We start from the raw sequence: 24,787 nt of genomic DNA, 5'->3' as shown, positions 1-24,787 counted from the left end.
TCTAGCCCTTTACGCCCGGCAGGATGGTGCCGCTCTTGGCGGCCAGGATTTTTGCGACGGCTGCATCGTCTTCCAGGCCCAGGCCGGCCTGCGATGCTTCCATGAAGAGGTCGAGCGCCGTAGCGGCAAGCGGCGTGAGGGCGCCAACGCTGTTGGCCTCCGCCGTCACGATGCCGAGATCCTTGACGAAGATGTTCACGGCCGAGCGTGGCGTATAATCGCCGGATACGATGTGCTCGCCACGATTTTCGAACATCCAGGACGAGCCGGCGGAAACGCGGATCACGTCATAAAGCGTCTTCAGGTCGATGCCGGCCTTGGCGGCGAGCGTCATGGCTTCGGCCGTCGCGGCGATATGCACGCCGGCGAGCAACTGGTTGATCATCTTGACCTGCGAGCCGGGGCCGGGGCGATCGCCCAGCCGGAACACCTTGGCAGAGATGGCGTCGAGCACCGCGGATGCCCGGTCGAAGGCCTCGGGCGTGCCGGATGCCATGACGGTAATCTCGCCCGAAAGCGCGCGAACATGCCCTCCGGAAACGGGGGCATCGACAACGAGCATGCCCGATGATTCCAGCTTTTCGGCGATGGCCGTCGTGGCGCTCGGGGCCATGGTGGTGCAGAGCAGGAATACCGTCGCGGGCCGCGCGGTTTCGAGCGCACCGTTCTCACCGAAGAGGACGTCTTCGACCTGCTTGCTGTTGACGACATAGACAAGAATCACGTCGGCATCTTCCGCCGCGGAAGCGGGCGTCGTGCAGGGCGTGCCGCCGTTTTCGGCAAAGCGGGCGAGGACCTCGCCGCGAACATCGCAGCCGCGGACGGCAAAGCCCGCCTTGAGAAGGGAGAGGGCCGCGCCCCAACCCATGGATCCCAGGCCGATGACGGCGGCCTTTGTCGTGTGCTGCACGGTGTTACCTCGGTGATTTTAGCCATGTTATCGATACCGGTATCGGTAACAAGCCCCAATTCCCCACGAATTGTCAAGTGGCGGATGTTTGCCTTTTCGAGGAAACCTTCTATGAAGAAGAGCGGCCGCGTGCCGGCCGCCATGGTTCATCGAGGGTTGCTTGGGGATGCGCAAACCCACTCTGGAAGAAGTCGCGATCGAAGCGGGCGTCAGCAAGATGACGGCATCGCGCGCCCTGCGCGGCGCTGTGGACGTCTCCAGCGAGACGCGCGGCAGGGTCCTCGCGGCAGCGACGCGGATGAACTATGTCGGTAACCGGCTTGCGCTCTCGCTGTCCTCGCAACGCACCAATCTGGTCGCCGTCGTCGTTCCCAGCATGTCGAACATCGTCTTTCCCGAGGTGCTGGCCGGTATCTCCGCCGGTCTGGACGGTTCCGGGATGCAGGCCGTGTTCGGCATATCCGACTATGACGTGAACAAGGAGCGCGAGATCATCCGTGACATGCTCTCCTGGCAGCCTTGCGCGATCATCGTCACCGGTCTCGACCAGCCGGAAGAGACGGTGGGCCTGCTTCGCCATGCCGATATTCCGGTCATCCAGCTCATGGATCTCGACGGCACGCCGATCGATTTCAATGTCGGGCTTTCCCACGGGGCGGCGGGCGAGGACATGGCTGAAGCGCTGATCGCGGCTGGGCGCAGCCGGTTCGGTTATGTCGGCAGTGCGCTGGCAAAGGACCAGCGCGCGGGCAAGCGCAAGGCCGGCTTCGAGCGCGTCCTGCGCGCCCATGGCCTGGGCTTCACGGAGCAACGGATCGATGATGCCTTTTCCTCGATCGCACTCGGAAAGCAGCTGACAACGGCCCTGCTTGCGGCCGTGCCGGATCTTGACTGCATCTATTACTCCAATGACGACATGGCGAGCGGCGGATTGTTCGCCTGCATGGAGCTGGGCGTCGCAGTTCCCCGGCAGGTCCTGATCGCCGGGTTCAACGGGCTGGATCTGATCAATTCCCTGCCGGCGCCGATCGCGACGTCCCGTTCGCCGCGACGCGCCATCGGCGAAATTGCCGCGCAGTTGGTCCGCCGCGCCGTCGCCGATGAAGGGGATGTCGGCGAGCGAACCATCAAGTTCAAGCCGACCATTACCGGAATCGGGGATTAGGCGCCGACATCCGCACCATGGAGCCATGATACCCAGCGGCTACGGGAGGACAGAGCGGCGGTCCTGCGTTCGGCAACAAGACCTCCCGCAAATTTTGGGGTAGGCTAAATTCGGAAGCCTGCAGGGCGAGACTGCCGTATGGATCGATGCTGCACTATGTAGCAAATGCCACGACATGCCGCGGGCGCACCCGTTTCCGCGATGCGCTGCCCGATCGGCCGGTGCGGGGCAATCCTCGTCTTGCGTTCGTGTTGCCGGCTTAAGCTTTCTTGAGGCGAACCAGGATTGTTTTGGCGTTATCCGGCGCCCGCTCCACATCGACGATCCCGGACGACTTCACGAGATCGCTTAACCTCGGGAAGCCGTAGTTGCGCGCATCGAAGTCGGGCGCCTGCTTCGCCAGATGCCCTCCCACTTGAGCCAGATTGGCTCGACCGTCTTCATCAGCAGTTGCGATAATCGCTTTGGTCAACATGTTTCGTGCCGCTTTATCCAATCCCACCTTTTTAGGCGTCGCCTTTACGGCGGCAGGTTTGGCCTGGACTGGGTTTTGGGCGGGGGCCGCTGCTTCCTCCAGCTCTGCAGCCTGAGCATTGAGCACGTCGAAATAGACGAACTTGTCGCAGGCGGTGATGAAGGGGCGAGGCGTCTTCCGCTCGCCGAACCCATAGACGGTAACGCCCTGTTCTCGGATTCTCGCCGCCAGCCGCGCAAAATCGCTGTCACTGGAGATAATGCAGAATCCCGAAAAGCGGCCAGTATACAACAAGTCCATGGCGTCGATGATCATTGCGCCGTCGGTCGCGTTCTTTCCGGTCGTATAGGCGAATTGCTGAATTGGCTGGATTGAATGTTCGAGCAGGCATTCTTTCCAGCCCTTGAGGTTGGGGCCGGTCCAGTCACCGTAGATGCGTTTGACGCTAGCCGTTCCGTAGTTGGCAATCTCAGCCATGAGACCGACGACGATCTTTGGCGAAGCGTTGTCGCCATCAATCAGCAGCGCTAAGGTTCCGGAGTTTTCTGCTGCCATTTATCTCTCCCACGATGCCCGCCAGACTATATGTTGTGCGGCCTGTTGCAACTGCGATTATGTAAAACAGGACTTCGATAAGGTCGACGAAAACGGAAATGCCACCTACGCTACCGTCGCGAACCGTGTCTGTCCGGATGCGTTCGATCCCTCGGGCACCAGGCTTACGACGATCAGCGGCTCCGTCGCGCTGTGCGTGAACGCAGCGTGCGGTAACGTTGGCGCTCGTCGGGTTCCCGTAGCTCGCTCCATAGTGCCGGATCAATGCGGCATGTATGCGGTTCATCGGGTCCGATCGCCAATATTCCCTGCGGCTCGGCGTCGACAAAGTTCCCGAATGGCGCCGGCAATTACCAAATATGACCAAGTTGTCATTCCGTGCGCGCGGTACTAATCTCGGTAGAAAAAGGGATTGGGGAACTCATGTACGACAATTCGATCCTGCCGACGGAGATTGCCGTTTCGCTTGGCCTGATATGCAATATCGGTGCTCCGCTTCTGGCCTTTTGGGCGGCGGCGCGGCTGCCTCGATTGCGTCTCTGGTTTCATGGGATGGCATTCGTCGTCATTCTCGCTTCGCCGCTCGTGGCCATGATGCTTGGCCTGCCTGAGCTGCTTCCCGAGGAAGAGGAAAGCGCGGAAGCCCGCTTTGCATTTTTACCGTTGGTCGTCGAAACTACGATCATCGCGCTGCTCTATTGCCTTGCCGGCGCGATGTTCCTGTCAAAGTCGATCCACTCGACTGTTGCCGACTGGCATCAGGGGAACCAGTTCTTGCGGGTGGCCGCCCGCTCGCGAGGACAGGGTTACGTCTCCAAGATGCCGAGATCGCGATAGCGTAAGGTCATTCGAAGTCAGGATGCGGGCCGGGGATCGGATTGCCCTTGAGCTTGCGGGCGGAATGTTCGGACTGTTGCACGATCCCAGCGCTGCGAAACTTCGACCGGTAGGCGGCCGGTGACAGTCCCATCGCCGCGCCGAAATGGTTGCGGAAGTTGGTCGCGGTTCCCAGGCCGACATTTGCAGCGATGATCGATATCGGCAGGGTGGTTTCTTCCAGGAGTTCCCGCGCTCTGGCAAGCCGCTCCTTCTGAAGCCATTCTCCCGGTGCTGCCCCTGTCGCTTCGCGAATGTGCCGATGCAGGCTGCGGACGCTCATGGAGGCTTCCTGCGCCATGCGTTGGATGGTCCATCGCTGGGCGAGGTTGCCCCGGATCATATCCAGCAACACGGATAGCCGTGTCGTCGCATGTGGCGCGACCGGCCGTTCGATGAACTGTTTTTGGCCGCCCTCTCGGTGGGCGGCGACCACGAGACGCCGGGCCACGCTGTTGGCTGCCTTAGCGCCGAAATCCTTGCGCACGACATGAATGCAAAGATCGAGCCCGGCAGCACTGCCGGCCGATGTGAGTATGTCGTCTTCGTCGGTATAGAGCGAATGCGGTTCGACATCGATGTCCGGGTAAGTTGCGGCAAGCTTCCCGGCATGGTGCCAATGGGTCGTCGCGCGCCTGCCGGCGAGCAGGCCGGCTTCGGCCAGCACGAAGGCGCCGCCGCAGATCGATACCAGGCGCGTGCCGTTGGCATGCGCCTTTTGCAGCGCTTCGAGAAACAGCCTGGGCGCCTTGGTCTTCGGTCCGCGCCAGCCGGGGATGACCACCGTATCGGCCTGTTCGAACAGCTCGAGGCCGCCGTCGGGACTGACGAGGAGGCCGCCGGCACCCCGGATGGGTCCTGGCTCCACCCCTGCCGTCATGCAGCGATACCAGCCAGCGCCCATTTCAGGCCGCGACAATCCGAACACCTCGAACGCGCATCCGAATTCGAACGTGCAAAGGTTGTCATAGGCGGCAATGACGACGAGCGGGTTGGTGTGCTTTGGCATGATCCTTGCGATAATGGCCATTTTGGCCACTGGCAAGAGCGATGCACGCCTCGCTACTATCCGCCGCAGGATCATGCAGCGAAATGGCGGTGGCGATATGAAACTGATCGGAATGTTGGACTCGCCCTTTGTCCGGCGGGTGGCGATATCATTGCGCGCGCTCGATATCGCATTCGAGCATGAGCCGCTTTCGGTCTTCAGCACGTTCGATGCGTTCGCCGATATCAATCCGGTCGTGAAAGCGCCGTCACTTGTGACGGACGACGGGACCGTATTGATGGAGTCGAGCCTGATACTTGAGCATGTCGAGCGGATATCGGCGCCGGAACGCAGTCTCCTGCCCGCCGATCCGTCGGCTCATGCGCGGTCGCTGCGAATTATCGGGCTTGCGCTCGCGGCGTGTGAAAAGACGGTTCAGATTGTCTATGAGCACAATCTCAGACCTTCGGAGAAGCGGCACCAGCCCTGGCTCGATCGGGTGCGGCGCCAGCTCGATGCCGCATATCGCCTGCTGGAAGAGGAAATGCCGGGGCCCGGTCGCTGGATCTTCGCAGAGCGCCCACTGCAAGCGGATATCACCGTCGCGGTTTCGTTTCGCTTCACACGGGAGATGCTCCCCGATGTCGTCAATGCCGGAATCTATCCGCGCCTTGAAGCACTTTCGGCACGCGGCGAGGCAACCGAGGAGTTTCGCGCCTTTCCCTTCAGTTGATCCAAATGCGCTCGACGCCGACCGTGAACGAATCCCAGGCTCCTGCGTGCAAACGGGGTCGGCCGTCGCATTCACACTGAGTTCAGGCGGCTCGACGTATCTCTCCCTTTGTCCACAAGACAGGAAATGGGGGTAGGGAATGTTTGAACGTTTGGTACGGGTTTCGCGTGTCGCGCTGATTGGACTGGCTGCTCTGCAGCTGATGACGTCGGTCGCTTCGGCACAATATTATGGTGGCGATGACGGCTACGCACCGCCGCCCTGGCAGCGCGATCAGGGACGGGACTGGCGAGGTCCGCCGCGCGGTTGGGACCGTGATCGAGACCGAGACCGAGACCGGGACTGGGATCGCGATCGGGGCTGCGGCCGGCGTGAGCTTATGCGGGCTGCCCGCGCGGAAGGCTTCCGGCGTATCGATTCTGTCGACAGCAACGGGCGGCGCATCGTCGTTCGCGGCTGGAATGATGGTGGCCCGGACCGCATGGTCTTCGCCAACCGGCGCGGCTGCCCGGTTATCGATTGATGCCCGATATGGCGTAAGCGGAAGCCGAGTGCGGATCGGCTCCCGCTTACCTTCACGACAGCGTATCCTTTCGACTGGCTGAAAGGGATGCGCTGCCGCTACTTTCTAGTTTTGTCGTGGCCCGTTCGCTTGTTTCCAGGCGAGGGCCAATTTCGTTTTCACAAGGGCGCAGCCGCCCGCATGTTCAGATTTCGCGCATGCCGCTTCCTGCGTATTTCGCAGGCGGTTTGCCTCGTTGTGCGTCGCGCATTCCAGGAGGATGCAGGAGCTGTGATCCGGGCAGCCGAACAGCCTGCCTTGAAACCCACATAGCGGCGGTCGCCGAGCGTGAAACCTGCGAACTTAGCGCTGCCGGCAGACCCATTCCGATTGTCGGTTACACCGTTCGAAACTCTCCAGCTGCCGTACCGGGAATGGGCGTCGGATGGAACTCGATCGCCGCTTCCATATCGTGGCAAAACCGGAGACGCTGCCTGACCTTCAACGTTACTCACTTTCTTCAGGTCTCGCCCGGCCGAGGCGCGGCTTGAAGTAGGCATGCTTCCAGCTATCGCAAAGAACTCATGCCGCCGGCGAGCCGCCTTCTTGTTGGGCGGTAGCGCCGACGGCATGCTGTGAAGAGTTGCTGATGGCGTCGGTGCTCACCCCTGCGGAGCACCTACGCTTACGCGACACTACTTTTCGGCAACTCTCCCAGCGAGAGCCATGACATAATCATCTGCGATATCGGCGAGGGTCAGAGCGACTTCCGGCTCGTTCCAGCCGGCAGCAAGCACCATTTGCACGAAATCGCGAAAGGCGACCTCAAGGACTTCCTCGCGCTCGACTGCGCGGTAGGCATCGCTGGAGGGGTGCTGCGGCTTGCTGATCTGTATGGTCTGACGGGTCGATACCATTGCTATGTTCCCTAAAGCTTGCCCAGGCGGACGCAGGGTACATTTGCCACGCGCCGGGACTTTGGTGTCAAAACGACTATTCCCCTTCATTTTTAATGGGTTACGTGCCGTGTGTCGTTAGCCGTGCATCCGGAAACTTGCAGCAGCGTCCATTTTCGCCATCGCTGAAGTGCAATCGCGTAATCCTGTCCATGGAGTTGCTGAGGGGATAGGCCTTCGCCTCGCGCGAAGCGACCGCTTTGCGCTTGCGCGGATGCTGAAATCACCGTCTCTAGTGATAGTAGCCGAGAGTTTTCAGCCACTCTTCAAAGGAGTGGTTGCCGCCGGGCGATGTCGGCGAGGCAACTTGCCCAACGTAGCGCGGAATGGTGAGGTTTCTCGCCTCACGCGGGCTGTAGCCGAATTCCTTGCTGAACGCGCGACTGAAGTGTGCCGCCGAGGAAAATCCGACCGCAAAGGCGATGTCGATGATCTGCTCCCGGTTGGCGGGGTCGCTGAGCGCGGCATGGGCCGACAAGAGACGGCGGCGCTGAATATAGTGATGTACGCCGCCATATTGCTCGAAAATCTGGTAAAGCCTGGTGCGGGATATGCCGAGTTCCCGGCATATCTGCTCCACTGTCAGCTCGCCCGAAGTGAGATTGCTTTCGACGAACCGCCGAACGCGTTCCGTTACCGCGAGGGCGCTGTGCTGTTCCACTCCCGTCGATTGCGCCGCGGACGTCGAAACGGACGCCACGATCATGTTGCGCACCGTCTGGACGACATGCGGTAGATCCGTGGCCGCAAAGCGAGAAAGATTGTCTTCGACGCTATCGAGATATTCGATCAGCATGCTGGTGAAGACCCCGGAAAGGGCGATGTTGTTTTCGATTTCGACTGGGGTTGGAACATCGAACAGCAGTTCTCGCGGCAGGAACAGCGAGAGGCTCGTCGCCTCGGTCGAACGCCCCCGAAAAGGATGCCCGAGAGAGCGCAACTCCACCTTGCCCGGCTCGCCTTCGAGGACGTGTCCATCGACCTCCGTCCATGTTCGGCCGTCGCGCAGCACGGAAATATGCCAGTGATCGATGAGATTGGCTTTCACTTTCGCCTGCGAGCGCATGTAGCTGTGAGGGGGCGTATCTTGCTGGACGATCAGCATGCCGCCGAGATTCCAGGCAATATGATCGGCAGGGAAGCTGGCGTCCTGCGGGGTGTTGTCCGGCAGGCGGACATCGACCAGGGGCGCGACATAGGCCTGCCAGGCGGCAAATTGTGCCGCCGGCTCCAGGTCGCGCGTGGAAAACCGTAACGGCTGCAAGGCCGGGGGCTGCAATGCTTCGTCGGAAGCCGCTCGTTCCGGTCGTGGAAAGCGTCGCCGCTCCGAGGGCGAGGACTTCCTGTCCTTGCGCGGCGGCTGTTCGTTCGCCTCGATGACCGCAGATGCGGATTGTTCTTCGCGTCGCAAATCAGGCAATCCGGTCTCCTCGAATACCGCCAGGACAGAGCATCGCCGTCACATCTTAACCCACGATTTCGGCGGAAGGCCGTCCTCTGGTTCAACTGGATAAGGTCCCAAGCCTGTTTCGGGCTGTCTTCTCCAGCGAAACGGGATGTTGCAACTCTCGCCGTATCTCCGGCTCTTTGATGACGCCAACACTTTCATTTGCGGCGCTAATCCGAAAAGGCAAGTCTTGCGGGTCACCAACATCATATTCGGGCAGCAATTGCCCTAAAATATGGCAGCAGATCCGCGCTGACCCGTATCGTGCTGGGACATTTGCGTTCGTGGAGCGAGGCTCAGTCGAAACCTCGCGCGCGCAAACGGAACCCATAGAAGCTGTGCGCTTTTGCAAAGGCGGTCTGAAACTATTCCGTTTTTGTTATGCCTTCCGGCTGTACGGCAGAGTAATGTCGCGCCGATCTTGATGAGGCATCGATGATGGACCAGAAGCGGCGCAGAACACGCGAACTTGGATTCGCACCCGGTCATTTCGAGCCCGGCTCCTTGAACGGGATTGCCGATATCGTCGCTCCGCGCGTCGGTCATACGACTTGCCGCGATCGCTCCGACCGCATCGGGCAACGACCTCATCTTATTCGCCGTGGCCATAAGAGCCGAAAGTTTCAATGCCGCAACAGGCAAGGGCTCAACGGCCCGGCCCATCGGCCTGCCTTTGCAGGCGCATCGCCAATATCAGATTTCAGCCCCAATCATACGGAGTTTTCATGACTGCCGCGACGATCCGCACCGTCTATCTCAACGGTGCATTCCTGCCTGAGAATGAGGCGCATCTATCCATCTTCGACCGTGGCTTTCTCTTCGGGGACGGGATTTATGAGGTGACCGCAGTTCTTGACGGCAAGCTGATCGACAGCGCCCTGCACATGGCGCGCCTGGAGCGCAGCGTGGGAGAGATCGGCGGCCGCTTGCCCATTACGACGGACGAGATCGTCGCGATCGAGAAGCGCCTGGTGGAAGAAAACCAGCTGACCGAAGGGCTTGTCTATCTCCAGTACACGCGCGGGGCCGAGGATCGCAACTTCCTCTATTCCGAGAACCTGCAGCCGACCCTGGTTCTGTTCACGCAGGCAAAGACGCTCGAACATGTCGCCGCCGTCGAAAAGGGTCTCAAGGTCAGGTCCATGCCGGACCAGCGCTGGGCGCGGCGCGACATCAAGTCCGTCTGCCTGTTGTCGCAGGTGCTGGCGAAGCGTGCGGCCAAGGCGGAAGGTTTCGACGAGGCATGGCTGTTGGAGAACGGCGTGGTGACCGAGGGTGCGTCGTCCACGGCCTATATCGTCACGCGTGACGGACGCATCGTGACCCGCGCCAACAGCCAGGCGACCTTGCCCGGCTGCACGCGGCTTGCCGTTCTGGAGCTTGCGCGCGAAGAGGGGCTGGTGCTCGAAGAGCGGCCTTTCTCCGTCGAGGAGGCGCAAGCCGCCGCGGAAGCGTGGCTGACGAGCGCTTCCAACTTCATCGTCTCCGTCACCAATGTCGATGGCACTGTCATCGGCGATGGCACGCCGGGTCCGATGTTCCGGCGCCTGCGCACACTCTATATGGAAAATGCCCGGCGCACCGCAATCTGAACCCGTTGCGACGGCCGATATCGATCGTCAGGGCTTGTCGAGCATCGACCAGATTCGCCCGACGATCGGACGGCGATTCTCGCGCGAGCGATAGAGGCGGATTTCAACTTCGATATTCCACTCCGCATCCGCCGCGCGCGCGAGACGGCCATCGGCAAGCTCCGAGGTGACGAGGCTTTCCGGAATCCAGGCGAGCCCGAAGCCGGCGGCGACCATTCCCTTCAAGCCGACCGACATGCTGCCGACATGCACGCGGTTTTCGGCGGGCAGGCGCTCGCCGAAGGCGCCGGCCACCAATTGCCCGAAGAAGGACGTCTTCTGGTAGCTGACATGCGAGAAGCCCGGCTCGATCCCATGGAGTGGCGTGCCATCGGAGCCTGTTGCGCTGACGGGGATGATCGTTTCGCGGCCGAGCGTATGGTGTTCGAACTGTGGATCGAGCAGCATCGGCACATGAAGATGCTGGTAAGTGAGAAGAAAGTCGCTCTCTCCGTCAATCAGGGAGTTCAGGTTTTCTTCCATGCTGCCGGAATCGGGGCGCAGATGCGAGACGACTGGACCTATGCGGGCATTGAGCCGGCTGAGCCAATCCGGAAAGAAGGTGAAGGACAGTGTGTGCAGCGCCGTCAGGGTTACGGTGCGCGCATCCGTGCCGTCCTCATGCTGGAGATTGCGCCGCGCCTGATAGAGCGCCTGCAACGCCTGTTCCGCGACGGGCACGAAACGTTCGCCGGCGGCCGTCAGCCGCGACGGATAGGTCGCCCTATCGATCAGGCTCGCTCCGACCCATCCTTCCAGCTGCCGGATGCGCCGGCTGAAGGCGGATTGCGTCACATGGCGCTCATCGGCGGCCTTTGAAAAGTTCAGCGTGCGCGCCAGCGCCAGAAAATCTTCAAGCCATTTAACTTCCACTCGAAGCTCCCGAAAGAAACCGGCTGTCAAAACCGGCCTCTCCTTGGCCTGAATGAGCCGGGAATGCAATCAGCTTGCGGGGCAATATTCGATCATTCATGCACGGCCGAGCACCAATTCCAGCCTTTCCGATCATGGAAGATCGCGGCAGCCGCGCTTGAAAACCATACGAAATTCCCATCCGCTCTTGCGGCGGTGATCCAATGGCAAGCCGACAAGGCTTGGCACGGCCCAGCCGCTATCGTATCGTCGCGAGAGTTTCTAGCAGCGCGTCCTGCGAGCGACTATTTCCGTTTTTCGCAGACCCTATGCGTGGTTTGCATTTGCCCATCCCGCCAAGCCTACCTACGCAGATATCAACTGCAGTTTTTGGAATGAAACATGACTGAATCCTCGATAATCCCCGTCTTTGACGGCCACAACGACGTGCTGCTCCGGTTGCGTCGCGGCGGCCTGAATTCCGTCAATGCGTTCCTGAACGGCGAGTCCGCCGGGCATATCGATTTGCCCCGCGCCCGCCGTGGCGGCTTGGCCGGCGGGCTCTGCGCGATATTCATACCCTCGCCGGATCAGCCGCGAACCGACAACGCCGATTTCGCGGCGCCAGCTCAGCCCGACGCGCTGAACGAAACCCTGGCCATGGCCCGTCTTCTTTTCGCGATCGAGGCCCGCTCCGAGGGAGCGGTTAAGGTTTGTCGCTCGGCCGCGGACATCAGGCGGTCGATCTCCGAGGGCCAATTCGCGGCGGTGTTCCACATCGAGGGCGCGGAAGCGGTGGCGGCGGATCTCGATGCTCTTTACGTCCTGCATCAGGCCGGCCTGCGCTCGCTTGGACCCGTCTGGAGCCGCCCGAACGTCTTTGCCTATGGCGTGCCTTTCCGTTTTCCCTCGCCGCCGGATATCGGCCCCGGCCTGACCGATGCCGGCAAGGATCTGATCCGCGCCTGCAACGAACTCAGGATCATGATCGACTTGTCGCACATGAACGAGCAGGGCTTTTGGGATATCGCGAAACTGTCGAATGCGCCGCTGGTTGCCTCGCATTCCAACGCATATGCGCTCAGCCCGCATAGCCGCAATCTGACCGACAGGCAGCTCGACGCGATCCGCGATACCGGCGGTCTGGTCGGCATCAATTTCGGCGTGCTCTTCCTGCGTGACGACGGCGTGAGGAATGCGGATACGCCGCTCGAGGTGCTCGTCCGGCACGCCGCCTATATCGCAGAGCGGATCGGTATCGAGCATGTGGCGCTCGGTTCCGATTTCGATGGCACGACCATTCCGGCATCGCTTGGCGACGCGAGCGGCCTGCCGAAGCTGATCGACGCCCTGCGGGCGCATGGCTTCGACGACGAGGCGCTCGCAAAGATCGCCCACCAGAACTGGGTTCGTGTCCTCGAACAGACATGGGGCGGCTGAGGCAGCCCCTTTTTACTGGAGGCAGTGCCGGCGATGCCTTCGTCTAGCGCTCGATGAGATTGAGCGTTAGCGGATGCATCGGCCGCAATGTGACCTTCATGACCGGCTTCGGCGAGGGCTCGTTCGAGCCGGTCACGCGGAAGGTCTGCAGCAGGACGGCGAGGATCGCCACCGCCTCCATCATCGCAAAGGCATTGCCGATGCAGACGCGGGGCCCGGCGCCGAAGGGCATGAAGGCATAGCGATGGCGATTGCGCGCCGTTTCCGGCTCGAAGCGGTCGGGATCGAAGAGCTGCGGCTCTTCCCACAGGTCAGCATGGCGATGCACGGCGTAGATCGGCACATAGATGATGGTGCCGGCCGGAATGGTATGCGCGCCGATGGTGAATTCGCGCACCACCGCGCGCGAGATGATCGGCGCCGGCGGATAAAGCCGCATGGCCTCGGAAAAGACCTGCCTGGCATAGGTGAGCCTGGCGACATGCTCGCCAAGAAGAGGGCCTCCGCCCGTCACCGTGGTGATCTCTTCGAAGAGTCTCGCCTGGCAGTCGGGATGGCGGGCGAGCAGATGGAAGGTCCAGGCAAGACCGAGCGCCGTCGTTTCATGTCCGGCGGTGATGAAGGTCATGAGGTTATCAATGACCTCCTCGTCATTCATTTGACGGCCGGTTTCGGGGTCGGCGGCGCCGAGGAGCATGGAGACCAGATCGCTCCTTTCCTCGCCGCTCCGCCGCCGCTCGGCAATCACGGCCCCGAGAGTTGCCCGCAGGAAGGCAACGGCCGATCGTGCCTTTTCCTTGCCGGGATGAGGCATCCACTCCGGTAGGCCGAGCAGCCCGAGCGCGAATTTCCAGCCGGTCGGCTTGAGGTAGTTGGTGATATTGCGCTCGACCTTGTCGACATCGATGCCATCGCCGCCCGACATCATCGTCCCGACGATAATATCGAAGGTCGTGCGCATCATCTCCGGGCATAGGTCGATGGGGCCATTCTTGTCGGCGAGCCAGAGATCGCGCCTGCGCCCGGCAGCTGCGATCATCGCCGGCTGCAGCTCCAGAAGCTTTTCGTGGCGAAAGGCGCCGGCCACCGATTGGCGCTGCCATTTCCAGTGCGCGCCGTCCGAGGTCAGGATGCCGTTTCCGAGCGCAGGCCCCAGAACACGACGGACATCCTCACCCTTGCCGAGCGCATCGGAATTGCGGACCAGCGCCTGATAGATGAGTTCGGGGTCGGTGAGATAGACCCTAAGCTTTCCCCCGACTTTGGTGAAGACGACGGGCTCGGTGAAGACTTCCGGCGGCAGCGCATCGAGCGGATTGCGGATCAGCGAAAGCAGGACATGCGGCATCGAGCGCGGGGTGAGGGGGAACGTCTGCGAGAGATCGGCAGCGTTCACGCTTGCATTCATCCTTCTATCTCCTTGTTCGCCCCGGCGGATGCCTGTAGATCAGGATTAAGGTATTTGCCTTACAAAGAATAAGGTGGATACCTTAGGGCTTCAAGTGGGGAAAGAGCATGCCGGCAAACAAAGGCAAAAAGACAGGGGTTGCGGCCGGGTCCGATACGCGCGAACGGATCCTCGCCTCGACCTTGTCGCTCTTCAACCACAAGGGCCCGGAGGCGGTGACGACCGCGGAAATCGCAAAGTCCGTGCATATCAACCAGGGCAATCTCTACTATCACTTCCGCACCAAGGAATCGCTGGTGCTGGCCCTGTTTTCGCGCTTCGAAGCCGATGCGCTGGCGCTGGTCGAGCAGGCCGGTGCCGTCGCAGGCGCGGATTCGAAAGCCTATGCCGGCTTTCTGCGTAAATGGTTCTCCCTCGTCTGGACCCACCGCTTCCTGTTTCGCGACATTCCGGGCCTGCTGGCAATCGCCCCCGGCTTGCGAACGCCCATCCTGATGGTCAGCGCCGGTATGCGCCTGTCCGTCGATGTCATCTTTCAGCGAATGGAGGATGCCGGCCTGATCCGTGTCGCGGCGGACGAGCGCAAGCCGCTGATGACCAATATGTGGATCGTTTCGACCTATTTTGCCGTCTATCTCGGCCTTCAGGAAGGGGTGCGCGACCTGACGCCCCGGCATGTGCATTGGGGGCTCTGCCAGGTCGCAAGCCTGTTGCGCCCCTATCTTTCGGCCGAGGCGAAGGCGGATCTGGAGGCGATGCTGGCGGAGCCCTTTGCCTGAGGTCTACCCGACCCGTCGAGAAGCGCTCGTGGTTTCGCCAAGGTTGCGATAGCCGCTCGCCGGATGCGGCGCGGCAAGCCTCGGGCCGCTGCCGCCAAGCTTTTCCCGCAGCGTGCCTGTGCGATACTCGGTCTTGTAGACGCCGCGCTTCTGCAATTCCGGCACCAGGAGATCGACGGCATCCTCGAAGCTTTCGGGCGTCACGGCATAGGCCAGATTGAAGCCGTCGACATCAGTATCCTCGATCCACTCCTGCATGAGATCGGCGACGGTCTGCGGCGAGCCGACGAACACCGGGCCGAAGCCGCCGATGCCGACCCAATCGGCCATTTCGCGCACGGTCCATTCCTTGTCCGGGTCGATCGTGGTGAAGGTCTCGACGGCGGATTGCACCGCGTTGGTGTAGCGGTGGCGAAGCACCTCGTCGGGGGAGAACTGGCCGAAATCGATGCCCGTCCAGCCGGAGATCAGCGTCTGCGCCCCTTCGAGGGAAACATATTGGCGGTATTCGTTGAACTTGCGCTGTGCCTCGGCATCGGTCTCGCCGAGGATCACGGTCTGGAGGTTGAAGGACAGGATTTCGCGGGGATTGCGGCCGACACGCTCGGCCGCCTCGCGAACATTGGCGACATAGCGCTTCAGCACTGCCTTGGAGGGCGCGGCGACGAAGATGCACTCGGCATGCGCGCCGGCAAAATCCTTGCCGCGGCTGGATGCTCCCGCCTGATAGAGCACGGGGGTACGCTGCGGCGACGGCTCGCTGAGATGAATGCCGGGGACGTTGAAATGCGTGCCGGAATGGCGGATCGGATGCACCTTCTCCGGCCGCGTGAAAATACCCTTTTCGCGATCGCGGATGACGGCGTCGTCTTCCCAGCTGCCTTCCCAGAGCTTGTAGCAGACTTCGAGATATTCCTCCGCCAGCGCATAGCGGTCGTCATGCTGCGTCTGGCCAGTCTGGCCGATGTTCAGGGCGCCGCTGTTCAGATAGGAAGTGACGATGTTCCAACCGACGCGGCCCTTCGTCAGGTGGTCGAGGGTCGAAATGCGCCGGGCGAACGTATAGGGATGTTCGAAGGACAGCGACGCGGTCAACCCAAAGCCGAGATGCTCGGTCTCGTAGGCCATGGTCGGAATGAGCTGCAGCGGATCGTTGACCGGCACTTGTGCGGAATGGCGCAGGGCCGCATCGACATTGCCGTTCAGCACATCATAGACTCCGAGCACGTCTGCGATGAACAGGCCGTCGAATTTGCCGCGCTCCAGCGTCTTTGCCAGATGGACCCAATAATCGAGGTCCTTGTAGGTCCAGGATTTGTCGCGCGGATGGCGCCAAAGGCCCGGTGACTGGTGTCCGACGCAATTCATGTCGAAGGCGTTGAGCCTGATTTCGCGTGTCATATTGCTGTTCCTGCGATTGTATCGTTCGGCCGGCGCTCAGGCGCCGACGGCTTTCTTGTTGACGAAGCTGAAGGCGAGCACGGCGAAGATCAGGAGGCCGGTGCCGACCTGCTGCCAGTAGAAGTTCAGGCCTGTCAGCAGCAGGCCATTGGCGACGATGCTCAGAAGCAGGACGCCGAGCACCGTGCCGGCCACGTTCGGCCGGCCCAGCGGCGAAAAGGTCGTGCCGATGAAGGTGGCGCCGATGGCGTTGAGCATGAAGCCGTTGCCGGAGGAGGGGATATAGACCGTGACCGTCGCCGTCAGGATCAGCCCGGCAAAGGCGGCAATCGTGCTGGCGAGAATGAAAGTCACGGCCACATGCTTTGCCAGGCCGATCCCCGAATAGCGCACCGTGCGCGGCTGGATGCCGATGGCAAGCACGACGCGGCCGAAACGCATGCGTGCGAACAAAAGGGCCGTGCCCGCGATGATAATGGCGGCGATCAGAAGCGGCACGGGGATGTTGCCGAGCGTTCCATGCCCGATAAAGCGAAAAGCCTCCGGTACGCCCGATGGCGGCAGATAGACCGGGTTGCCGCCATCCGTCAGCAGCTGTTGTATGCTGCGGCCGATGAACAGCGTTCCGAGCGTTGCCAGGAATGGCGATACGCCGATCGCCGAAATCAGCACCGCATTGAATGCGCCGACCAAAGCGCCCGCGCCAAGGCCCGCGAGAGCGGCAAGCGGCACGGGCAGGCCAGCCAGTATGCCAGAGACGAACGCGAAGCTCGCAAAGTCGACGGCCGTCCCGACCGAAAGGTCGATGCCGCCGGCAGCGACGGCAAAGGTCATGGCGATCGAGACGATGGCGAGCAGCGTGAAGTTGTTGACGAGAATGCTCTGCAGGTTGCCGACGCTCAGGAACGTCGGCGCGACTGCCGAAAACAGTGAAAAGACGGCGATGAGGGCGACGATGAGCCCGTAGCGTGCGACACTCGCCAGCGGCCGTCCCGATGCAATGGAAGCGGACATGGTCAGATCTCCCTTTTGCGCAGCAGGGTGGTTGCCGACACCACGATTAGGATCAGCAGGCCCTGAACGCCGCTGACCAGCGTGCTGGGCAGGTTGAGCAGCTGGAAGCCGTTGATGAGGAAGCCGACGAATAGCGTCGAGATCAGCGTGCCGCCGATCGTTGGAACCAGACGGCGCGAAAAGACCGAACCGAGCAGGGCGGTCACGACCACCGGAAGCAGCATCTCGCCCGAGCCGGTGGTGCTGCCGCTGAGATAGGCGACCGACAAAATGCCGGCGATCCCGCCGCAAAGGCCGCTGGCGACGAAGGCGCCCGCAACCAGGCTTCTCAACGGCAATCCGGCGGCGCGGGCTGCCTCGGGAAACTCGCCGACGGCATAGAGCCTCAGACCGAGCGGGGTGAATTGCACGATAGCCGCGACGATGACGGTGAAGCCGATCAGCACGTAGGCAAGGATGGGGATGCCAAAGCCGTCCGAAGAGGAAAGAACGGTCAGCAGGTCGGTCGAGGCGGGCAGCACCGTGTTCTGCGTCAGGACCAGTTCCAGCCCGGCGACGACGTTCATCACGGCAAGCGTCGCCAGCAACGGCACGATGCCGGCAAAAACGATCGCCAAGGCATTGACGGCGCCGATTGCCAGCCCAGTGACGAGCGCGCCGGCTATGGCGGCCGCATCGCCGAAGCCGAGCTGGATAAGGGTTGCATAGACGGCGGCGCTCAGGCCCATATTGGCCGCAAGCGAGAGGTCTATGCCTCCGGTGACGACATTGGAGCCGCCGGCGATCAGGACGATCGTCAGGCCGATGGCGAGCACGCCCGAAATAGCCGATTGCCCCAGCACATTGCCGATATTGCCGACCGTCAGGAAGTAGGGCGCAGTCAGCGCGAAAATCACCAGGATCGCGACAAAGGCAAGCAGCGAACCGAACCGCAGGGCCGTAGCCGCAAGCTTTCCACCGGCGGGCAACGCCTGTGCCGCCGGATTGTCGGGGAGGGAGGCAAACTGGACATCAGCCGACATGGCGCAATCCTTCCGAAGCACCGGTGGATGCCGACAGAACTTCGTCCGTTGTGGTTTGTGAGGAAATCAATTCGCGGGTGACGCGGCCGCGGAACAGGACCAGAATCCTGTCCGTGATGCCCACCAATTCCGGTAGGTCCGAAGACAGCACGATCACGCCGGCGCCGCGCGCGGCAAGCTCGCCGATCAGCGAATAGATCTCGACTTTCGAACCGATATCGACGCCGACCGTCGGCTCGTCCAGCAGATAGATCTCCGATCGGCGGCTCAGCCATTTGGCAATCGCCACTTTCTGCTGGTTGCCGCCCGAGAGCGTGCGCACCAGCGCTTCGCGACCGGAAGTCTTGATCTGCAGCCGCCTGATCAGCTCGTCGGTATCGTCGCTCTCCCGTTTGCGGTCGAGAAAGCCGAAGCGCGTATAGCGGCCAAGGCTCGACAATGTGATGTTCTCGCGGACGCTGAGATCCAGCCCCACGCCGTGGCCGCGCCGGTCCTCCGGCACCAGTGCGATCTGGCGATCGACGGCTTCGACCGGGTTGCACGGCTTCAGGCCGCGCGTGTCGATATCGATCGTCCCGGATGTTGTCGTCTGCAGTCCGAACAGGGTGCGCACGAGATCTTTCGCCCCGGAGCCGAGCAATCCGGTAATGCCGAGGATTTCGCCGCGCCGCAGCGAGAAGCTGACATCATGGAAACGGCCCGTTGCCGAGAGATTGCGAACCTTGAGGATTTCCCCGCACAGTTCCACTTTCCGCTTGGGAAACATGTCTGCGATATCGCGCTCGACCATCAGGCTCGCGATCCGTCCGGCGGATATCTCGTTTTCAGTCAGGGAAGCAACGTCGACACCATTGCGCAACACGGTAACATCGTCGCACAACGCCTCGATTTCGTTGAGATAATGCGAGACGTAGATGATGGTCACGCCTTCGCTGCGCAGACGGCGGATGAGACGGAACAAGATCTCCGCTTCCTGCCGCACCAGCGCCGCCGTCGGCTCGTCGAAGACGAGGATCTTCGGCTTGTGCAGCAGAGCGCGGGTGATCTGGACGATTTGCCGTTCCGCTGTCGAAAGCTCGCCGATGAGGGCATTCTTCGGCAGATCCACGCCGAAATAATTGGCAAGGAGTTCGCTGGCGCGGCGTTGCATGGCGCTGCGGTCGAGGAAGGGCGTTTTGCCGAGGCGAATTTCCCGGCCGAGAAAGAGGGACTCTCCGACGGTGAATGTCGGAACGAGCAGCCGATCCTGATGGATGAAGTGAATGCCGAGATCTTCGCACAGATGCGGCGTCAGGCGATCGTGGGCCCGCCCTTCGATCTCGATGCTGCCCTCGTCCGGAGTGTGCAAGCCTGCCAGAAGCTTGATCAGCGTCGATTTGCCGGCGCCGTTTTGCCCGACAAGCCCGTGGACGGTGCCAGGCCTGATGGCAAGAGAGGCTCCGGCGAGCGCCGTTGCGCCGCCGAAGCGCTTGACGATGCCATCGAAACGCAGGATATGCGGCGCACTCTCCGCCGTATTCGCCTGCTCTGGTGCGGTCATGAAAATGCCCTTCGCATGAGGGGCGATGCGGAGCATCCGCATCGCCTGTTTGCAGATCAGCCGATGCCGAGCTTCTTGATCACGTCAGAGACGTTGCTCTTGTTCGCCAGAAGGGCAGGGACATAGGTTTCGCGCGGCAGCGTCTGTCCTGAAAGCAGCTTGGCGACATTGCGGATGGCGGTGCGGCCGATTTCGGCCGGCTGCTGGGCCGCATCGGCACCTGCCGGTGAATTGGGATCGGCGATGAGCTGCAGAACTTCCGGGCTGCCATCGACGCCGTAGGTGCGGATTTCGGTGCGGCCGGCGGCGGCGAGGGCCTGCGTGGCGCCGAGCTGCGGAATGTCCCAGGCGGACCAGATCGCCTTGATCGACCCCTTCTCCGGATACTTGTTGAGGATCGCGGTGATCTGGGCAAAGGCGTCCTGGACCGTGTTCGGAATGACATCCCGAAGCTCCGGCTGGATGATCTTCACCTTCGGGAAGTATTTGACGACGTTGACGAGCTGATCGTAGCGGATTGCGCAGGGCGTCACGCCATAGAAGCCGTTGAAGACGACGATATTGCCTTCGCCGCCGATGTCGGAGACGAGCTGCAGCGCCAGGTCCTTGCCGATGCCCCAATTGTCCGACGTGGTGTTGTTGACCGAGTTGGTCGAGCCGACGTCGACGGTCAAAACGGGAATGCCGGCATCGCGCGCCTTTTTCAGCCAGGGATCGATGACGCTCAGCGTGCCGAGGATCTGGACGATGGCGTCCGGCTTCTGTGCGATCAGCGTCTGCAGCTGCGAGACCAGCTTGCCGTCGTTGCGGCCGGCATCGACGGCGATTGGCGTGCCGCCCAGCCGCTTCACCTCTTCGATCTGCGCATTGTAGGCCTGAAGGTCGAAATAGTGATCCGTTCCGGTCGCGCTGATCGCAACGCGCTTGCCTTTCAACGACAGGGCGTCGTCGGCAGCCGCGGCGGTCTTCGACAGGAGGCTCGAAGCGGCGAGCGCGGTCCCGGCAGCGGCGGTCAGCTTCAGAATATCCCGGCGTCCAAGTCCGGTCGTTTTCTCATTGGTCATGAAAGTACCTTTCCAGCAATCCAAAAATGCCAATAGATTACAAAATAGATAGATTTAAATAATTACGGAGAAACGTTTTTCCAAAACCGGCGCGCATGTGGAAATTTCCATGATGCCATCTCGATATCAGGCATATCGGGTTTTTGCGGCCATAGAGGCTGGTCGTGTTCAATCGGTGCTCGCGGAATCCGGGCGGGTATCGGGATTGTGCGTCGAACAGGGGCCCATTCGCGAGGCATGTCCTTGCCGCCATCCATTCGGCCGGCGAACAAAGAATCTCCGAAGGCCGGCAAAATCGAATGATTAAATCTACTAAAAACATAGAGTTTATATCTAATAATTGTATGCGTCGCAGGTCATCGTTCCGTCAGACGACGCTTCCGATTGATCGTGAGGATCGCGACGATGAAATTTATCACACGGCTTGCCTTGTCGGCCGTTGCCCCTCTTCTTGTTACACAGGCTGCGCTGGCCGATGGCGTGAGCGGCGCGCCTGCTCCCTTCGACAAGGGTGGCGTGAAGGTTGCTCTCATCAGCTATATCTCCGCCGGCGACTTCTTCCAGGCCTATCAGGCCGGCGCCGAAGCGCAGGCCAAGGCGCTTGCCATCGATCTCCGCGTCTTCCCGGGCCGTCAGGACGCTGCCGCCCAGCGCGAGCAGATCCTCCAGGCGATCAATCTCGGCGTCTCGGCCATCGTCATCGACCACGGCCTGCCGGAATCGCTTGGCGATGTCGTCCAGCAGGCGCTCGACAAGGGCATTAAGGTCGTCGCTTTCGACGTCAATCTCAACAATCCGAAGATTCCGCAGGTCGAACAGAGCGATCACGAGCTTGCCGATCTCGCCCTGAAGCAGGTCGTCAAGGAGAATGGCGACAGCTTCAAGGCGGGCTATGTCTATGTCGCCGGCTTTGCGCCGCTCGACCGCCGCAACGAGGTCTGGGACAGCTTCAAGAAGCAGAATGCCGGGGTCGTCGAAAAAGCCCGCTTCGGCAATGTCAGCGATACCACGGCGACGTCGACGGCCGACCAGGCGAAGGCGGCGCTGACGGCCAATCCCGATATCACCGTCGTCTTCGCTCCTTATGACGAATTCGCCCGCGGCGTGAAGCTCGCCGCCACCGACCTCGGCATCGCCAACAAGCTGAAGATCTATTCGGCTGATGTGTCGACGGCCGACATTCAGGAAATCACCGAGCCGGGCAGCCCTTGGGTCGCGACGGTTGCGACCAATCCGGCCGTCGTCGGCGCCGTGTCCATCCGTGCTGCCGCGCTGCAGGTGGCAGGGCAGGAGGTGCCGCACCAGATCACGGTCAAGCCGACGCTGCTGACGCAGGACGGGCTTCGCGCCGCCGGCGTCAAGACGATCGAGGAACTGGCGCAGAAAATCCCGGCCTTCAGCACGAGCGATGCGGTGACCGCCAGCTGGATTCCGGACAAGCTTTTCTAGGCAGCCGACCTCGATCCGCCGGCGGGATCCCTCGATCCCGCCGGATTACGTCCATGAACCGGAGTTCACATCATGAGCCAGTCCAACGTCGTCTTCGCCAGCAACAGAAACGCCACGCGGGAAGACCTCTTTGCCAGAGCGGAAGAGATTGCCGCGGATCTTTCCAAGCGCGCCGCGGAGCTCGATCGTGAAGGTCGTCCGCCGCTCGGCGAAATCGTCAAGTTAAAGAATGCGGGATTGCTGAACGCCCTGCATGCGTCGCAGATCGGCGGCGGTGGTCTCGATTGGGTGGATGGCTTGCGGCTGGTTCGCATCCTCGCGCGCGGAGAAAGCTCCATCGGACAGCTTCTCGGCTATCATTACGTCAACAGCCAATATGTCTATTGGGCCTTCGACGAGGGGCGTGCGCAGGAACTCGGCGGCAAGACGGTTGCCAACAGCCTTTACTGGGGTGCCGCCGTCAATCCCCGCGATCCCGGCCTCGTGCTGACGCGCCGCGGCAACGGCTATGTTTTGAATGGCCGCAAATCCTTCTCCACGGCCGCCCATGTTTCCGATTACATCAACGCCAATGCGGCGCTCGACGACAAGATCGTGGGCTTTGCCGTCCCAACCAACCGCGCGGGCTACAAGGCCAATGACGACTGGGACAATTTCGGCCAGCGCGTGTCCGACAGCGGCAGCGTCGAGTTCCACGATTTTCCGGTCTATGAAGAGGATCTGGACAGGGCGGCATCGACCGGCGGCGAGGCACCGGTTCTTGCCACGTTCAACACGCCGCTCATTCAGCTGGTCTTCGTGAACTTCTATCTCGGTACGGCCGAAGGAGCGCTGCGCGAGGCTCTCGATTATGTCCGCACCACGACGCGCCCCTGGGTAACCTCCGGCGTCGAGCGCGCATCGGACGATCCGTATATTCTGGAGCGTGTCGGCGAATTCACCGCCGCTCTGAAGGCGTCGGCTGCGCTGGCCGACAATGCTGCAGCAGCGGTCCAGAAGGCCCTTGCCAAAGGGCACAAGGCGACGGCGCGTGAACGCGGAGAAGCGGCGGCTGAAGCCTATGCGGCAAAGGTCAATGCCACGCACACGTCCCTGGACATAACATCACGCGTCTTCGAGCTCACCGGAGCGCGCTCGACCGCCGAGAAATATCGCTTCGATCGCTTCTGGCGCAATGTGCGGACTCATACCCTGCACGACCCGGTTTTCTACAAAGCCAAGGAGGTCGGGGAGTTCGTTCTGAACGACAGGATTCCCGAGATCAGCCTCTATAGTTGATCTGATATCGCCGGCCATGCAAAAACCCCGTTGCCGGACATCGGCAACGGGGCTTTTGTTTGAGCTTTTGTCAGAGCGCGCCGTTCTTCGGCGGAAGGACGTCGTTGAGGTGGTAGTTGCCGACGACGTGATATTTCCAGCGAACCGGGTCGTGGAGCGTATGCGTGCGGGCGTTGCGCCAGTGACGGTCGAGATTGAGGTCGAGCTTGACCGATGCCGTTCCGGCCAGTTCGAATAGCGTATTCGTTGCCTCGATGGCAATTTCCGTCGTCAATACCTTGGCCGCCGCAACGGCGAGGGTTGCCTCGACCACTCTTTTTTCGGTGGTCTCGACCTGCGCGGCATCGACCTTGCGGCCGGCGCGCTCGATGGTCGCGGCTGCTGCTTCCAGCCGGATGGCGATCTGGCCGATCCTGGCGATTGTCAGCGGGTCGTCGCTGGCGCGCTCGACGCCGCTATCCATCCAGGGGCGGGATCTGGTCTTCACGAAATCAAGCGTCTCGGCGAAGGCGGCCCTGGCGATACCGAGATCGATGCCGGCATGGATGATCTGGCCGACGGAGCCGATGGTCGTCGGCCGTTCGAAACCCTTGTGATGGAGGACGACATGATCCGCATTCACATAGACATTGTTGAGGACCGTGGTGCCGCTGCCTGTCGTGCGCTGCCCGAAGCCATCCCAATCATCGATGATTTCGACGCCCTCGGTGCCTTTCGGAACGAAGGCCATCACGAGCTTGTCGGCTTCATCCAGCGCGAATACCGTTATCCAATCGGCGAAAAGAACGCCTGTCGAATAGAACTTGCGGCCATTGATGCGATAGCCCGGGCCGTCGCGGACAATACGGGTATTGTAGTGCCCGACCGTCTTCGTGCCCCTCTCGGACAGGGCATTGCCGAAGCGGTCGCCGGCCAATGCGCGGCTGAAGAAGTAGCGCTTCTGGTCTTCGGAACCGTCGATGCGCAAGGCCTCGAGGATGTAAAAATGATTCTGCGGGATCTGCCCGATCGAGCCGTCCGCCTGGGCGAGGGTCGCCGTGATCTCGGCCAGAGTTGCATTCGAGACATCCAGGCCGCCATACTCTTCCGGAACGGTGATCGCCAATAGTCCCGATTGCGACAGGGCATCCATCTCGGCGAAGGGAAGCAGCCGCTCGCCGTCACGTTCCGAGGCGGTAGCAGCGAAGAGCTTGGCAAGCTCCTGTGCCACGGCCAATGCATGTTGCTCGCTCTCAAGCAATGTGGCCTCGGGGTGCTTGGAGGTGAGATGATGCAGTTGCGCGTTCATAGGCGGACTCCGAT

22 protein-coding genes are annotated in these 24,787 nt (G+C 61.5%); 9 read left to right on the top strand and 13 right to left on the bottom strand.

Annotated elements, in window-relative coordinates; translation table 11 throughout:
* Position 1: 1 nt before the first annotated feature.
* Positions 2 to 910 (bottom strand): L-threonate dehydrogenase, encoded by a 909-nt coding sequence (ltnD, locus tag GR212_RS05500; RefSeq protein ID WP_163985453.1) that lies wholly within the window; start codon positions 908 to 910, stop codon positions 2 to 4.
* A gap of 166 nt (positions 911 to 1,076) precedes the next feature.
* Between ltnD and GR212_RS05495 the strand changes: the two genes are divergently transcribed.
* Positions 1,077 to 2,075 (top strand): LacI family DNA-binding transcriptional regulator, encoded by a 999-nt coding sequence (locus GR212_RS05495; RefSeq protein ID WP_163985452.1) that lies wholly within the window; start codon positions 1,077 to 1,079, stop codon positions 2,073 to 2,075.
* A gap of 259 nt (positions 2,076 to 2,334) precedes the next feature.
* Here GR212_RS05495 and GR212_RS05490 read toward each other — a convergent pair whose 3' ends face one another.
* Positions 2,335 to 3,105: an NYN domain-containing protein gene (locus GR212_RS05490; protein WP_163985451.1), complete on the bottom strand. Its 771-nt coding sequence runs from the start codon at positions 3,103 to 3,105 to the stop codon at positions 2,335 to 2,337.
* Between the two features lie 423 nt (positions 3,106 to 3,528).
* Here GR212_RS05490 and GR212_RS05485 point away from each other — a divergent pair, with 423 nt between their 5' ends.
* A complete protein-coding gene (locus tag GR212_RS05485) occupies positions 3,529 to 3,942 on the top strand; it encodes a hypothetical protein (protein WP_246725687.1) in 414 nt (137 codons plus the stop codon).
* A 7-nt stretch (positions 3,943 to 3,949) separates the two neighbouring features.
* Here GR212_RS05485 and ftrA read toward each other — a convergent pair whose 3' ends face one another.
* Positions 3,950 to 4,990: a transcriptional regulator FtrA gene (gene ftrA / locus GR212_RS05480; RefSeq protein ID WP_163985450.1), complete on the bottom strand. Its 1,041-nt coding sequence runs from the start codon at positions 4,988 to 4,990 to the stop codon at positions 3,950 to 3,952.
* 97 nt (positions 4,991 to 5,087) lie between these two features.
* Here ftrA and GR212_RS05475 point away from each other — a divergent pair, with 97 nt between their 5' ends.
* Both GR212_RS05475 and GR212_RS05470 read left to right on the top strand, forming a co-directional pair.
* Positions 5,088 to 5,702: a glutathione S-transferase family protein gene (locus GR212_RS05475; RefSeq protein WP_163985449.1), complete on the top strand. Its 615-nt coding sequence runs from the start codon at positions 5,088 to 5,090 to the stop codon at positions 5,700 to 5,702.
* A gap of 139 nt (positions 5,703 to 5,841) precedes the next feature.
* Complete coding sequence (locus GR212_RS05470) at positions 5,842 to 6,225, top strand: hypothetical protein (RefSeq protein WP_163985448.1); 384 nt, start codon at positions 5,842 to 5,844, stop codon at positions 6,223 to 6,225.
* A 674-nt stretch (positions 6,226 to 6,899) separates the two neighbouring features.
* On the opposite strand, the gene GR212_RS05465 is transcribed toward GR212_RS05470, so the two are convergent.
* Both GR212_RS05465 and GR212_RS05460 read right to left on the bottom strand, forming a co-directional pair.
* Complete coding sequence (locus GR212_RS05465; RefSeq protein ID WP_163985447.1) at positions 6,900 to 7,121, bottom strand: hypothetical protein; 222 nt, start codon at positions 7,119 to 7,121, stop codon at positions 6,900 to 6,902.
* Positions 7,122 to 7,392: 271 nt separating this feature from the next.
* Positions 7,393 to 8,538, bottom strand: a complete 1,146-nt coding sequence (locus GR212_RS05460; protein ID WP_163985723.1) for a helix-turn-helix domain-containing protein — start codon at positions 8,536 to 8,538, stop codon at positions 7,393 to 7,395.
* A gap of 794 nt (positions 8,539 to 9,332) precedes the next feature.
* Between GR212_RS05460 and GR212_RS05455 the strand changes: the two genes are divergently transcribed.
* Complete coding sequence (locus GR212_RS05455; RefSeq protein WP_163985446.1) at positions 9,333 to 10,199, top strand: D-amino-acid transaminase; 867 nt, start codon at positions 9,333 to 9,335, stop codon at positions 10,197 to 10,199.
* Positions 10,200 to 10,226: 27 nt separating this feature from the next.
* Here the strand turns inward: GR212_RS05455 and GR212_RS05450 are convergent, their stop codons facing one another.
* Positions 10,227 to 11,111 (bottom strand): LysR substrate-binding domain-containing protein, encoded by an 885-nt coding sequence (locus tag GR212_RS05450; protein WP_163985445.1) that lies wholly within the window; start codon positions 11,109 to 11,111, stop codon positions 10,227 to 10,229.
* 381 nt (positions 11,112 to 11,492) lie between these two features.
* On the opposite strand from GR212_RS05450, the gene GR212_RS05445 reads away from it, so the two are divergent.
* On the top strand, positions 11,493 to 12,530 hold the full coding sequence (locus GR212_RS05445; protein WP_163985444.1) for a dipeptidase: 1,038 nt from the start codon (positions 11,493 to 11,495) through the stop codon (positions 12,528 to 12,530).
* A 43-nt stretch (positions 12,531 to 12,573) separates the two neighbouring features.
* On the opposite strand, the gene GR212_RS05440 is transcribed toward GR212_RS05445, so the two are convergent.
* The gene (locus GR212_RS05440; RefSeq protein WP_163985443.1) at positions 12,574 to 13,938 is read right to left on the bottom strand and encodes a cytochrome P450; all 1,365 of its coding nucleotides are present in this window, start codon (positions 13,936 to 13,938) and stop codon (positions 12,574 to 12,576) included.
* Between the two features lie 107 nt (positions 13,939 to 14,045).
* Here GR212_RS05440 and GR212_RS05435 point away from each other — a divergent pair, with 107 nt between their 5' ends.
* Positions 14,046 to 14,717, top strand: a complete 672-nt coding sequence (locus GR212_RS05435) for a TetR/AcrR family transcriptional regulator (RefSeq protein WP_163985442.1) — start codon at positions 14,046 to 14,048, stop codon at positions 14,715 to 14,717.
* Between the two features lie 3 nt (positions 14,718 to 14,720).
* Here the strand turns inward: GR212_RS05435 and GR212_RS05430 are convergent, their stop codons facing one another.
* From GR212_RS05430 to GR212_RS05410, 5 genes are read right to left on the bottom strand one after another with little or no spacing between them, the layout of a single operon-like run.
* On the bottom strand, positions 14,721 to 16,118 hold the full coding sequence (locus tag GR212_RS05430) for an LLM class flavin-dependent oxidoreductase (protein WP_163985441.1): 1,398 nt from the start codon (positions 16,116 to 16,118) through the stop codon (positions 14,721 to 14,723).
* 36 nt (positions 16,119 to 16,154) lie between these two features.
* Positions 16,155 to 17,132 carry an ABC transporter permease gene (locus tag GR212_RS05425; protein WP_163985440.1) on the bottom strand — a complete coding sequence of 326 codons (978 nt, stop codon included), beginning with the start codon at positions 17,130 to 17,132 and terminating at the stop codon, positions 16,155 to 16,157.
* Positions 17,133 to 17,134: 2 nt separating this feature from the next.
* Positions 17,135 to 18,154, bottom strand: a complete 1,020-nt coding sequence (locus GR212_RS05420; RefSeq protein WP_163985439.1) for an ABC transporter permease — start codon at positions 18,152 to 18,154, stop codon at positions 17,135 to 17,137.
* Positions 18,144 to 19,694, bottom strand: a complete 1,551-nt coding sequence (locus GR212_RS05415; protein WP_163985438.1) for a sugar ABC transporter ATP-binding protein — start codon at positions 19,692 to 19,694, stop codon at positions 18,144 to 18,146. Before GR212_RS05415 ends, GR212_RS05420 begins: the two co-directional genes overlap by 11 nt.
* A 56-nt stretch (positions 19,695 to 19,750) precedes the next feature.
* On the bottom strand, positions 19,751 to 20,758 hold the full coding sequence (locus GR212_RS05410; protein WP_163985437.1) for a sugar ABC transporter substrate-binding protein: 1,008 nt from the start codon (positions 20,756 to 20,758) through the stop codon (positions 19,751 to 19,753).
* Positions 20,759 to 21,163: 405 nt separating this feature from the next.
* Here GR212_RS05410 and GR212_RS05405 point away from each other — a divergent pair, with 405 nt between their 5' ends.
* Positions 21,164 to 22,207 carry a substrate-binding domain-containing protein gene (locus GR212_RS05405; protein WP_163985436.1) on the top strand — a complete coding sequence of 348 codons (1,044 nt, stop codon included), beginning with the start codon at positions 21,164 to 21,166 and terminating at the stop codon, positions 22,205 to 22,207.
* Positions 22,208 to 22,279: 72 nt separating this feature from the next.
* Positions 22,280 to 23,485 carry an acyl-CoA dehydrogenase family protein gene (locus GR212_RS05400; protein ID WP_163985435.1) on the top strand — a complete coding sequence of 402 codons (1,206 nt, stop codon included), beginning with the start codon at positions 22,280 to 22,282 and terminating at the stop codon, positions 23,483 to 23,485.
* Between the two features lie 70 nt (positions 23,486 to 23,555).
* Here GR212_RS05400 and GR212_RS05395 read toward each other — a convergent pair whose 3' ends face one another.
* The gene (locus GR212_RS05395) at positions 23,556 to 24,773 is read right to left on the bottom strand and encodes an SfnB family sulfur acquisition oxidoreductase (RefSeq protein WP_163985434.1); all 1,218 of its coding nucleotides are present in this window, start codon (positions 24,771 to 24,773) and stop codon (positions 23,556 to 23,558) included.
* Between the last annotated feature and the right edge of the window lie 14 nt (positions 24,774 to 24,787).

This window comes from Martinezella lusitana (genome assembly GCF_010668395.1).
GTDB lineage: Bacteria > Pseudomonadota > Alphaproteobacteria > Rhizobiales > Rhizobiaceae > Rhizobium > Rhizobium lusitanum_A.
Note: the sequence above shows the minus strand (reverse complement) of the source record. Positions and strands in the feature narration are given on the sequence as shown.